The sequence below is a fragment of the Blautia sp. AF19-13LB genome (assembly GCF_003479105.1).
In the GTDB taxonomy this organism is placed as follows: domain Bacteria; phylum Bacillota; class Clostridia; order Lachnospirales; family Lachnospiraceae; genus Fusicatenibacter; species Fusicatenibacter saccharivorans.
This window is the reverse complement of sequence record NZ_QUGO01000002.1, coordinates 1-13,690: the sequence shown is the minus strand read 5'-3', so window position 1 is coordinate 13,690 and position 13,690 is coordinate 1. Positions and strand designations below refer to the sequence as shown.

The 13,690-nt window shown below is 37.8% G+C and carries 9 protein-coding genes; all 9 read left to right on the top strand.

The window, feature by feature from the left end; translation table 11 throughout:
• The first annotated feature begins 92 nt into the window (after positions 1-92).
• The 9 genes from DWX32_RS02285 (at position 93) to DWX32_RS19765 (ending at position 13,341) form a co-directional block, all read left to right on the top strand.
• Entirely contained in the window at positions 93-1,160 is a 1,068-nt protein-coding gene (locus DWX32_RS02285) for an HD-GYP domain-containing protein (RefSeq protein ID WP_118600675.1), read from the top strand.
• A 33-nt stretch (positions 1,161-1,193) separates the two neighbouring features.
• A complete protein-coding gene (locus DWX32_RS02280; RefSeq protein WP_243037537.1) occupies positions 1,194-7,271 on the top strand; it encodes a Cna B-type domain-containing protein in 6,078 nt (2,025 codons plus the stop codon).
• Positions 7,272-7,453: 182 nt separating this feature from the next.
• A complete protein-coding gene (gene lepB / locus DWX32_RS02275; protein WP_118600671.1) occupies positions 7,454-7,996 on the top strand; it encodes a signal peptidase I in 543 nt (180 codons plus the stop codon).
• A 56-nt stretch (positions 7,997-8,052) separates the two neighbouring features.
• On the top strand, positions 8,053-9,231 hold the full coding sequence (locus DWX32_RS02270) for a DUF7601 domain-containing protein (protein WP_118600669.1): 1,179 nt from the start codon (positions 8,053-8,055) through the stop codon (positions 9,229-9,231).
• A gap of 100 nt (positions 9,232-9,331) precedes the next feature.
• Positions 9,332-10,234: a class B sortase gene (gene srtB / locus DWX32_RS02265; RefSeq protein ID WP_199671264.1), complete on the top strand. Its 903-nt coding sequence runs from the start codon at positions 9,332-9,334 to the stop codon at positions 10,232-10,234.
• The gene (locus tag DWX32_RS02260; RefSeq protein WP_055227179.1) at positions 10,221-10,910 is read left to right on the top strand and encodes a Spy0128 family protein; all 690 of its coding nucleotides are present in this window, start codon (positions 10,221-10,223) and stop codon (positions 10,908-10,910) included. Before srtB ends, DWX32_RS02260 begins: the two co-directional genes overlap by 14 nt.
• 156 nt (positions 10,911-11,066) lie before the next feature.
• Positions 11,067-11,543: an RrF2 family transcriptional regulator gene (locus DWX32_RS02255; protein WP_082424891.1), complete on the top strand. Its 477-nt coding sequence runs from the start codon at positions 11,067-11,069 to the stop codon at positions 11,541-11,543.
• Positions 11,544-11,677: 134 nt separating this feature from the next.
• On the top strand, positions 11,678-11,833 hold the full coding sequence (locus DWX32_RS19770) for a hypothetical protein (protein ID WP_199671263.1): 156 nt from the start codon (positions 11,678-11,680) through the stop codon (positions 11,831-11,833).
• A 5-nt stretch (positions 11,834-11,838) separates the two neighbouring features.
• Positions 11,839-13,341, top strand: coding sequence for a PucR family transcriptional regulator (locus DWX32_RS19765; protein WP_199671262.1), 1,503 nt, complete (start codon positions 11,839-11,841; stop codon positions 13,339-13,341).
• Positions 13,342-13,690: the final 349 nt, after the last annotated feature.

Sequence of the window (13,690 nt, the reverse complement as noted above, 5' to 3'; positions counted from 1 at the left end):
GATATACTATTATATGTGAAAATAGTATTAAGGAATATTTTTTTGACATAAACTAGTACCTTTAAGGGTTGAGTTACGTAAGAGGTGGAGTTATGGAGCAGGAAAAACCAATGGTTTGCACAGATAAGGACTTTGACAGGTTTTATGTAGCATTAAAATTAAATCTAAAAACAAATAGGTATGAATGCATTTACTCACATAATCAAGAGGTCTTTGAAATAGCAAGGAAGACAGAAGATTATGATACGTTTATTCAGATATATATAGAGAGATTTATTCATGATGCTGATAAATCAAAGCTACGAGATTTCCTGTTAAGCGATAAGTTAACAGAAAATCTGGTTCATGGCTATGCAGAGCAGGATATCGTATACCGCAGAATAGAGAGTGAAAAATCTTATATAAAGATGAGGGCTAAGAAATATGTGGATATAAAAGATAATATAGCAATGATTACATTACATAATGTAAAAAGAACCTACAGATCCGTAATGGAAATGAAACGAGAACTCCAGAAGAACGAGCGCGATAAGACCAAGCAATATTGGAATATGGTGTCATTATTGTCTACAGTTCTGGATCATAATAATTTATCAGAAGCGGAAAACCAGGACAATATTATTTTCTTTACAAAGCAGATGTATCTCCAACTGCAGAAAAATTATCCGGAATATGGAATTACAGACGAAGAAGTAGAAGCTGTATCACATTTGGCGCCAATTCATGATATTGGAAAAATCAGGGTGCCTGTTGAAATTCTGAACAAAAATGGCAGGCTGACAGATGAAGAGATGGAAACCGTGAGACAACATCCACTGGTTGGAGCTGAAATGACAAAGAAGTTTCCAAAAGGTCTTACTATAGACAAATTAAATGCGCTTAGTTATGAAATCTGCAGACATCATCATGAACGATATGACGGAGCTGGGTATCCGGATGGTTTGCATGGAGAAGAAATTCCTCTTTGTGCACAGGTTGTGGGACTGGCTGATGCATATGATGCCTTAATCAGTCCTCGCCCCTATAAAAGTAAACTGACTCATGGAGAAGCATTGCAAATGATCCTGAACGGGGAATGTGGCTCGTTCTCCCAACCGCTGCTTCATTGTTTTCTGGAAGCGGCAATGCAGAAGGAATGGATAAAAAAGGCAGATAGCTAAGAAAATGAAAATATGTTTTTAGGAGGAATTTGTGTGAAGAGGAAAAAGAGATGGCTAAGATGGATAGCCTGGACACTTTTATTGGTTTTGTGCATGAATAGCGCAGGAACGACAGTTTTGGCAGTTTCAGTGGAAGAAGAGAATATTCCAAATATAAATAGTACTCAAGAGGGTGAACTGCACACAGAAGAATCTATTCCTGAGGAAAGTACATCATTGTCGGAAGAGACGTCGAAAGAAGAAAATACTTCGCCATCAGAAGAGACTCCTGGAGAGGAAATCACCCCGCCATTAGAAGAGATTCCGGAGGAAGAAATTACTCCATCCCCGGGAGAGTTTTCAGAAGAAGAAAAAGCCGTTGAGGAGCAGATTGCACAAGAGGAATCACCAAGGCTTCAGGAGATTTCCGAAGGATTTGATATTGATTTCTATGTTATTATTGATGGAAACAAGGTAAAGCTTCAGCATAATGACATTACCGGCATTGCAACATGGAAAGACGGAAGAACTACCTACTATGGTGTTTCCATTGAGGACCTGCTCCTGATATATGAAGAATTTGGATTTGTAAAAAACAGCGATGGTCAGAATCCAGATGCAAAAAATAAGTTTGTATCTGCATACCGGGGAAAAAGCAGGATAGAATACGGAAAAGTTTATACAGACACAGAATCCGGAAAGACATATGTTTCTTACAATGATGGACAGAATAAACAAGGGGAAGCGATAGATGTTTACTACCTTCCAAATGGAAAAGGCCTTGCATTAAATTTAAAAGATTCTGTAAAAAAGGACAACTCGTTTTATTCCGTAGAGGTAAAGGGAGAAGGGCAGGATCGGATTCGTTATGCATTAACAGGAACTGTAGTGGAAGAAGTTGTGTCTGACTTTAATCCACAATTGCCGGATCAGACAGACCAGATCGAATGGACCTGTATGGGAACAGATGATAAGGTAATAGATGGTGTACGGGAATCAGGGAACCGGACAAGGTTCTCAATCGGAAAGATCACACAGTCTTATGTGCTCCAGAGAGCGGACCAGACAGCCTTTGATATTCAGTTTTATATATATGCAGACAATGAGGTTCGAAAGCTGCCGGCTGATTCACTGAAAAAAGTGTATAAATGGAACCGTCAGGGCAGATGCTATTTATCTGTCAGTGATCTTGCTGAGATTTATAAAGAGTTCGGCTTGAATGCAGAGGAAACACAGTCCGGAAATTATTTTCCATATACAGTCCGTGGTGAGAAGACATTAGCACAGGCGACAGTGGTAACTTATAAAGGACAGCAATATGTATCCTACACCCTGGACAATCAGGACACAACGGTACCGACAGATGTTTACTATATGCCAAAAGGAGCATCTGATGGCGAAAAAATTCCGGATAATGATTCAGACCAGATTAAGCAGAATGAGAACAGTTTCTATTCGGTTACAGTGATCAATCCGGATGGAAATCGAACTGTGAGTTACTATAAGAAAGATTCTGCGGTCACAATTTCCGTTGATCCAGGAGATACGAAGGAAAGCGACTGGCTTTGTGCCAGTGAGGATGAAAATAAAACAATTGCTCCGGTGAAACAGGGCGATAAACTAACCTTTTCTATTGGAAAGATAGAGCAACCATATACGGTTGCATGCAACACTTTTGCACCAGCAACCTTGAACATTAAATTCTATACTTTTGTAAATAATGAGAGATATAATGTTCTAAACGAAGAAATTCCTGTTATAAAAGATACTACAACAAAGCCGGGAACAGTTTATTATTATATTTCTAATGATGAGTTAAAAGAGCATTTTGAAAAATTTCATTACGATGGTTCTATTCAAAATGGAGCAAAAGAGCGTTTTTATTATTCCAAGAGAGATTACGATACAATCCATAATGCAGGGAAATACACGATAGAAGGTCATGAATGTATTTATATAGGAAAGTCCGGAGAGCCGATGGATGTGTATTACCTGCCAGACGGACAGAATATTGCCACAATGAGTGCAAAGACCTTACTAGAACACGACGATGATAGATATAACGGTTTTTACAGTGTGACAGTACAGGATGAAGATGGACAGGTTTACAGCCAAACAGCTTTGCGTGATCTTCCGGCAATTGATTTTGTTGCAAGAAAGTCAACACTTACAAGAACAGTTAGTACAAAGCCGCGTGTAGAAGAACAAACGCAGGATATAAACTGGGAATGCAGAAAGGAAGATGGTACTCTTTCAGCGGTTACATGGAGTAAAAATGAAGCAGAGCATACCATGAGCTTTACTATTCAGCCAGATGATGCAGTACGTCCATATGTGATTGTTCCTGATAATACAGAAAAGCCGGCTGCGGTAAAAGAAGCAAATATCAGTTTTTATGTATTTATCGATGGACATTATAAGCTGATAAAGAACCTCAATGCTGAGCAACATTACATAATCAAAGCAAACAGTGGCCGAGCCAGTCGTTATTATTTGCGAGCTAAACCAGATGATACGATTTCTAAAATTTACAGTGAGTTTGGTTTCACTCCGAGCAAGCTGGAGCCCGGCGCAGATCAGAAAGAGAAGATTCTGTTTGGTTATGCGACAGACAGCCGTGTGTTTGTACAGCACCCTTATAAGGACAACGATGGTACATGGTATATTCCTGTCCTGAAAAACGGGAAAGATGTATCTGTCTATTATTTCTCACAGCCAAACCCACTGAATCCAGACAGAATCGAAAATTATTTTGATCGTTTGACAGGACTTTCTTCTCAGGTTGGGCTGGCAGGAAGACATTTCAGTGTAGAGGAAAGTTTTCATCTGATTGAAGTGTTGGATCCACTGAATCTGACCAAAAGAGAAGCAATTAAGAGACAGTATGTAGGCCATGGGGAAGCATATACTTTGGAAGTACCAAAGAGGGCAAGTTTAGAAGGTGAGTATTATGGCAAGGAGATTGTCTGGAGTTGTACATCTAATGACAGGGACGAAAATGAGGTTCTTCCAGAACCGTCCGGAAATGATAAGGTAAAATTTGAAATTCCGAAGGTTAACTCATCTTATGAGGTGATCGCAGACAAACCGCTGGAGTCTGGGGCAGTCAGGGTTATCTATAATACAACTCGTTATATGAAGAAACTTCCTAAGGAAGCTAAGTTGACCCCTCAGGTTGAGAATAAGACAAGACATACAGATGATTATGAGAATGAAATAGAAGCTGGAAAACATAACGTTAAGTCACCATATCCGCTAGTTTATGATCATGAAGATAATGACAGCAAAGAGTTGGAACAGTATGAATTCGATCATTGGGATTACAGAAACAAAGACGGAAAGTGGCAGGAATGCGGTGCAGGGGATTCTATTTCTGATCTTATAAATAATAGTGCAAGACAGCCAATCACCCTCTATGCAGCGTGGCGTAAGGTTAGTAACCAAAATCGAAAACAGGTACAGTTTTATATCTGTAAGTCAGCGATGCCGGAAGATGGTTCGGTAGCATTACCAACCACGAATGTAGACGATTATACAAGTGCGGTTGCCGTGGCAAACTGTAATGTGAAGGCAAGTATATTGCATGATGTTCCAGTTCTTGGAAATAAGAATCCATCTACGTGGGAACAGTATGCGGATGGAAATAAGAGAGTGCAAGAACTTTTGCAGGGAACTAAACCAGATGAGGGATATATTGGAAATGGAGACTATATCTACAAGATAGATAGAATTCCTTCCGATGAAGAGGTATTCCAGACAATTCGTGAAAGCGGACGTATGATTCGTATCGGAGACAGGGAGATTCCGCCATCGAAATTAGATACCGAATTCTTCACCATTTATTGGTATTCTTTCAAAAGTGAAATGTCCGATGGGTGGCATATTGACGGACGTATTGTAGCAAAAAATGGTTACCTGACAGTAAAGAAAGATTTTGTCGGAATGCCGGAAGCAATAGAGAAAGTCAAGAAAGATTATTATATCCAGGTAGATATGGATGAAAAGCTTTTAGATGGAAAACCTCAGCCACCTGCATTTCATGAGCATATGAAACTTGTGCTTCCTTCAGAAGATAGCCAGAAACCGGATGCAGAAGCTCCGCAAGCGGAGGATGCTCCAATAGAAGTTGTAGGTACATGGACAGATGATACACATACAAGCTGTACGTGGATCGTTAAGGCGGACTCATTCTGGAAATACACATTAAAAGAGTACAACTATAAGCCAAAAGATTCGAATGTGAAATTTTCAGGTTGGTACAATGTCCGCAATTCTCATGAACAAGGAGATAATGTAAATTCATGGGAAGCATATCCAGAAAGTGGAATTCAATTCACAGGACGTGGAATTGGACGCGGTGGTGAGACTCTTACTATTGAATTGGAGAACCGTTATCAGAAAGAGGGAATACTCACACTGAACAAATTTGATGAGTCTACCGGACATGGAATGGAGAAGATCAATTTTGCTGTCAGTAAGAACGGTGTTGAGGAGGAAACGGTAACAACTGATAAATACGGAATCGCACAACTTCACATTCCGTTACAAGATGAAAACAAACAGAACAGAACAGCAACTGAGACGTATTTGTTGCGAGAGACAAACTTACCGACGGGATATGTAGACACAGGAGATATACAGATCACCGTTGAGATTGCCAATGGAGCATTCAAAATCATTGATGCAAAATTGGTGGATAGGGAGGCTAACGAAAATCAGGAGGCTGTTAAGGCACCAGTTGATGGTAAGATAGACGGAAAATCTGTTCTGTTTCAGCGAGGAGATACCAGCCTTAATATCCGAAATTTTGCTAAAACAGGCACTCTGCATATCAAAAAGACATGGGAAAATCCAAATGATGCACTGACGGAAAAACAGGTGAAAATCAGATTGTATCAGAATGGAATTTCTACAGGACAGGAATTCCTGCTGAATGAAGAGAACGGATGGGAACACACAGTCGACAATGTTCCACTATTCCAGGACAGAAATCCGGTGGAATATAAGGTGGAAGAAATTGAGATAGGAAAGACACATTATTCTTCGGAATACGGGGATGGTTTCCTATATTATGAAGTTATTTATCCAGAGATTCAGTATTTCGATTCAAATGGACAACAAATATTCCCGAAGGATGAGAATGAGTTCAAGGATGTTTCCAAGATGGAACTGGAAGTGCAGAATCTGCATTTCAATCTTGCTGAACGAAGTTTCTTAAAGACGGATGATCTTCCAAGAAACCGACTTGCTGGTGCAGGTTTTCTGTTCTACAAAGTACCGTATGATGATGTTACGAAAGAATATGCGGATGATACAGGATATACAGTAGATTATGACAATACACAGAGCAAGGACGATATCGTTCTGAAAAAGGATGGTCAGAAGTGTAATCCTGATTTTGACTTGCAACTGACTGATGAGAATGGAATGCTTCAGTTATCGGAGGAGATACCAGATGGCAGATACTGGATGGTAGAATCTGTTACTCCGAACAAAAAGAACAAAGCAGATAAAACCAAAACACAGTATCAGGATAACTTTAATTTATATATGGTCGATGTAGAATCCGATATTTTATTCCTATATGAGAAATCACCGACGACAAATACCTGGAGAGCTGTTTCGGACAGACATATCGTCAATCATCCGCAAAAAGGCGGGGTGACGGTTGAGATTACAAAGGAAGTCACTGGTCCACTTGGAAACCGCAAGAAGCCATTTGATATGGAAATTCTCTATTGGGAAGATGGTCAAAAGCTGCGTAGTAAGACACTTAGAACATCCTTGAAACATGGAGATAAAGTTACATTACAAAATGTAGATATATCTTCGGATATCATAATAACAGAAACTGTTGATACATCAAAATACGCTGTTTCGATTTCTAAAAAAGAAGAGAATGATAAGTATTCAAATCCAGTTCAGGCAACATCGAATGAAAATACGGCTGTCATGAAACAGCGGATTGAGGCTGCACGAGGAGATGTGATTGAGTTAAAAATCACAAACGAAAACACACAATCAATACCGGAAACAGGGGTTCGTCTGGGAACAAGCAGGCATGTATGGCTATTACTCGCTATAAGTATCGTTATGGTTCTGTTTTTCTGGAGAAGACGGAAAATGGAATAGACACTGCTATGGAACAAAACTTGCAAAAATACATCCGCCTTTTTACATGTTTGTTGCATTGGAATAAAAAAATAAACCACTATAATAAAGGGTACAAACTAGTACCGTGGATGTCTGAGTTGACCTAAAACAAATAAATCCCCTAGAAGGGTTATGGGCATCCATTTTTATGGAAGGATAGGATGAAGAACGAAACTGAACGGTCAAATAAAAACAACAATATAATACAGGAAACATCTGTAGCACAGGATATTGTTCAGTTGTTATTGAAGATTGCATTTATTATCTTAGCAGTATTTCTTATTTTTACATTTCTCTATGGAATTGTAAGAATAAATGATGTCTCCATGAAACCGGCAATCAAAGACGGTGATCTGGTCATGTATTACCGATTGGATAAAAGGTTTATCTCCGGTGATGTTGCAGTGTTTGAAGCTGATGGCAGAACCACGACCGGACGTGTTGTGGCAGTAGCAGGAGACACCGTTGACATTACAAAAAACGGACTGAAGATAAATGGTGCAGAACAGATATCTCAGGACATTTACTTTGATACCACCCAATTCAAAGATGGAGTGGATTTCCCGGTCACAGTCGGGAGCGGCCAGGTATTTATACTTGGAGATAACAGGCCTCAGGCATCGGACAGCCGAATTTATGGCTGCATTGATATAAAAGATGTCAAAGGAAAAGTCATCGCGATTATTCGGAGCAGGGGAATTTAATTACCAGAGCCGTTAATCAAATAAAAAACAAAATAATTTACAAGGGAGGAACTAAAATGAGCATGAAAAAATTCACTAAGAAAATGCTCGCAATTGTCGCAGCAGGTGCTATGACAATGGGAATGGCAATGCCGGCAATGGCAGCGGATCAAACAACGACAGACACAAAAAATAATGCAAAGGAAGCCTATATCAGCAAGACCTACAACACTGAGGTGGGAAAAGCAGAGACATTTAGCTTTACTGCTACACAGATTATGGAGGGGGATGATGTAATACATACTGCTCATGCTGTTGAAATACCAACAATCAGTTTTGAAACAACTGATCTTGGTACAACTACAAAAACTAAGAAAATTAATTTAGTAGGCACTGATTTTCCTGAAGCTGGTAGATATTCCTATACAGTAGAAGAGAACGAAACGGCTAATCCGTCTGTTACAGAGACAGCATATGAAAAACTGATTATGTCCGATGCTGAGTATAGAATGGATGTATATGTTGTTGAGAAAACTGGTGGAACACTTGAAATTGATAAGATCATTGTAAATAAGACAAAAGATGACAAAGGTAAAGCAACAACAGGTAAAGTAGATATTGGTGGTGATGCAAGCAAGAATGGTTTCAACTTTGTCAACACCTATGTACAGGAAGCTGGTACAGGTGAGAAACCAGATCCGAATAAGCCAGATCCTGACTATAAAACAAACGGTGCATTGAACGTATCCAAGAAGGTTATTCAGAATGTAACAGATGCCGAAAAATCTCTTCCAACTGAGAAATTCGACTTTACTGCAAAATTTGAATTCCCGGCAGGAACAGATGCAAAAACACTTGGCGGTGTAAAAGACAAAGATGGTAAAGATGTTACGTTAGACGCGACTGGACAATGTACATTCCAGCTGGGAAATGGCGAGAACATGAAATTCACAGGTCTTCCAGTAGGAACAACGATTACCGTAACTGAGGCTGCAAAAGCAAACTACAAGGGAAGCACTGTAGTTACACTTAATGGTGTGGAGACATCTAAAGCAGCACAAAAATACAATGAAGCAATTACAGCCAGTGGTAAACTCGGCCAGAAAAAGAACATTGTTGACGTAACCAACAGATTCAACAACGTACCAACAACTGGTATTATCATGAACACTCTTCCATACGTTCTGATGGTTGCTCTTTGTGCTGTAGCACTGTTTGGATTCGTTGCTTTCAAACGCAAAAAAGTACAGAAATAATTACATAAAATCATAAAAGTAACAGCAAAGGGAATGCGTGCGGCGATACTCCGTCGCATTCCCTTTTGCAATAAGAAAGGAAACTTCAGGAATATTTCATATGAAAAAAGCAGCAAAGTTTTTAGTCAAAATAGTCGATCATATGGTGAATTTTATAGCGTTATTGCTGATTCTTATGGTAATGTTCCTGTCATGCTATATGTTATGGGATTCCAATCAGGTATATCAGGCGGCTGATGCGAAGAACTACGAAGCCTATATTCCAACAGAAAAACATACGAAATCTTTTGAAGAATTGCAGAAAATCAATCCGGATATTATTGGCTGGATTCGAATAAATGAAACAAACGTTAATTATCCGCTGCTTCAGGCAGAAGATGATGATACTTATATGAATACGGATGCCGAAGGCAAATATTCTTTAAGTGGTTCCATATTTTTGCACTGTGCAAACAAACCGGATTTTTCCGATTTTAACAATATGATTTATGGACACCATATGGAAAAACACATGATGTTTGGAGATGTGGGGCTATTCGCAGATAAGGAGTATTTTGACGAACATCCATACGGAAATCTTTTTTTTGATGGAAAAGATCATGGAATTGAATTTTATGCATTGATTCAGGCAGATGCTTATAATGAGCGGCTGTTCAGTGTCAGTTCAGAGGAACCGGCAGCAAAACAGGCGTATCTGCAGGAAATATCGGACAATGCTTTACATAAAAGAAACATTGAACTTACTGAAAATGACCATTTGGTTCTTCTGATAACATGTACCTCAGACATGACAAATGGAAGAAATATATTAGTAGGAAGGCTTACGGATCAGGTCTATCCTGAGAAAGAGAAAGCCAAGAATCTGGGAACTGGAATTGATAAATTGAAAGAAAAGATGATTCAGGTGCCGGTTATCTACTGGATACTTTTGCTAATTATCGTTCTATTGCTGATAGATAGAAAATTAAAGAAGAAGGGAAAGAAAAAACATGAAAATTCTTGATTTAAAGAAAACAGCTGTCATATTGGTGACTATGCTCCTTTTTCTGAGCATGCAGATATCAGCGTTTGCATCTGATAACTGTACTGTAGTGAAAATTCCGGTGAGACAGATCTTTGACAGTGAAGTGGAAGGCATTGCAGATGAATTTTCTTATATTATGACAACCGATCAAAGCGACGCACCAATGCCAGCCGGAAGCCGCAATATGCAGTATTCCTGGACAATGGAAAAGAATGCAGCAACAGAGATTATACTGAATGTAAAAACAGCAGGACAGTATCATTATAACATTTATCAGACGACAGAAAAAAAGGATGATTATAAATATGATCAAAACAGGTACTATGTGACTGTCGAGGCTTACTATAATGAATCGAATCAGTTAAAAGTTGTCACAATTGTAGCAAATGAGAAGGGGGAGAAAATAGAAGCGATCTCTTTTAAAAACAGTTATATGGGAGAAGAAAAGCCGAATCTAACACAGCCCTCAAACCCGTCACAACCATCTGGTCCGTCCTATTCGGATGGATTAGGAAAAACCAATAGCGTAAAGACTGGAGATGACAGTCCTGTTATGGGATATTTCTTATTGCTGTTTGGTTCACTGATTTGTCTAAGTGTTTTAATCCATAAAAAACAGAAAAGAAATAAGGGAGAATCACAAGATGAGGCATAATATATGGAAAAAATACATAAAAATTTTATGTTCTTGGATTTTGATTCTTTCTATATGTTTTTTATCCTTAAATGTAGTAGTTGAAGCATCAGGCACAGATATGGAAATGAAAGGTTATACAATATCCCGAATTTATTAGACTTGAGGCGATAAAAGATGAAGCGCAAGGATAATAATTCGGGATTTTTCCTGTTTTGGAGAGGAGCAATTATGCAATTAAAAATTACAACGGATTATGCGATCAGAATAGTATATTATCTGGCTTGTCGTGGTGAAGTAATCACTGCGTCTGAGTTAGCTTACGAATTAAAGATTCCAGAAAGCTATATTCCAAAGATCACAAAAAAATTAAAAGAAGCGAATATAATTACAGCTTGCGAAGGAATAAAAGGTGGGTATTCACTTGTGAAAAAAACAGAAGATATTTCTCTGTTTGACATAATATCCTCCACGGAAGTAACCATGAAATTAAATCGTTGTTTAGAAGAGGATGGGTTTTGTTCCAGAAATGCAACAGAGCATTGTAAAGTACATAAAATATTGCTGGATGTGCAGCAAACTTATGACAATCTACTAAAGGGCATAAAGGTCTCGGAGATTATAAAACCAGATGCCGATGAGTTATCAGAATAGCTAAGAAAACAAACTAGAGAATATGAAAAACAATTATAGAAATAACTCCACCAATATATTAAAATAGATATAGCATAACATAATAAGGCAAAATAAAGATAAATCAAATCAATTGTAAAAGGAAGGGAATACAAATGGGGTATACAGTAAAGGACTTGCTTGAATCAAACAATTTCTCGGAAATGCAACTGATAAGTGATGATTCTGGAATTGGTCGTGAAATTAAAGGAGTCCGAATCATTGAAGTGCCAGATATGGAAAAATTCCTGGGGGGGGTGAGCTGCTCCTGACAAGTATGCGAGCCTATGAAGCCACAGAGGAAGATGTTTTTTTGCATCATTTAAAAGAATTGGATAAAAAGCAGATAAGTGGATTTATAGTAAAGTGCTGTCAGAGAACTGAACACCTGAAAAGACTGTTTGATATTTTAATGGAATTTTCGCAGGAACATCATTTGCCCGTGATAGAAATTTCTGAGGATTTGTATTTTTGGGGGATTATTAAGCATATACTACTTCAGTTGTGTGATATTGAAACTGCAAAACTGAAATATTTTAAGATGACACATGATAATTTAAGTAATATTTTACTGAACGTGATAGATTCAAGGGAATCTATAGAGAGAATATTTTTCTTGATCAGTACCATGCTCGGGAATCCGGTCGGTTTATATAACGCAGATGGAACCTGTCTTTTTTCAAGTAATTCGGAAACACAGGATTTTAGAATTGAAAAAAATATTGCGGAATATAAGTCTGGAATTATAACCAGATATCAATATTTGTGTCAAAAAAGAAAAAATACTAACTATATTGAATATATTAAGAAGCTCAATATATTTGAAAGACAGGAAATGTATTTTGTTGTTTCAGAACAGAATGAACCATTGAGGGAATTAGATTTTATCGCGTTAGAGAATATTATCATTACATTACAGTTTAGTTTGATCAGACATGTATTAGAAGAGAATCTTGAAAAACGACATCTAAGAGATTTGGAATATCGTATGCTGAATGGTTCGCTGTCAAATGATGAAGAAAATGAAGTTGCAGGTATGCTTGGTCTTAATGATGCAGAGATATATCGGGTTGTCACTTTCCGTATGGATGCAATAAAGAATATGGAAAAATTTACCAATGCCCAGATAAAAGAAACAGAATTGGTCGAAAACGAAATTATACGTTATTTACCGAGGGAGCCTATTTTTTTGCAAACCAACCAGATTGTATATATTCACAGAGAAACGGAACGGGAAACCGGATTGGAATTTCGTAAAAAACTGGAGAAACTGCAGAAAACGATACAAGAATTTCTAGTTAATAGGGGAGTTGAAATAGATTTTCTGATTGGTATAGGTAAAACTGTCACAGGATACCATGAATTGAAGGAGTCTTTTAAATCTTCTAAAATTGCGCTTAAATATATTAAAGTTATTAGACGAATAATCGGAGACGAGGATAAGTCAGTTATAGATAGTACAAAGGTAGGATTCTTTTATCAGATACTGGAAAAGATGAAAGATATAAATCAGTTGCAAGCGTTTATACCGGAGTCATTGAATAAACTTCGCCAGTACGATATTCAGAAAAATGGAGAGCTGGTTGATACATTGGAATGTTATCTGAATGTCAACCAAAGCTTAAAAAAGACTTCTGAATTAATGTTTATTCATTATCGAACTGTTTCATATCGTTTGCAGAAAATAATAGAAATAACGAATATAGATTTTAATAATCCAGCAGAAGTGCTTAGTGTTCGAATTGGATTGATAGCAATTCGAGTTCTTGAAGTAATGTAGAATTTTTAAGAATCTTTTGGAGAGGCAAAGATGAGATTCATAATATTAAAAATATTGGAATTGTTATAAAAGATAACGAATCACATGGTTAGTGTGGTTCGTTTTTTTGTCCATTAATCGTAAGTGCAAAATAATTCGACGGATTGTGTTGCCCCAAAAAATATCCCATAATAATCAATAGAGAATGCAAGCATTTTACTTCATCTTTTCTTGCTAGAAATGATAGATGCGAGCATTTTACTCTATTAAAGTTATGGAGGTGTGCTCATGAGAAGCAAAAGAATACCTGCCGAAGAACAATACCGTCTCATCATGGAATGCCGTCAAAGTGGATTGACAGATCATCAAT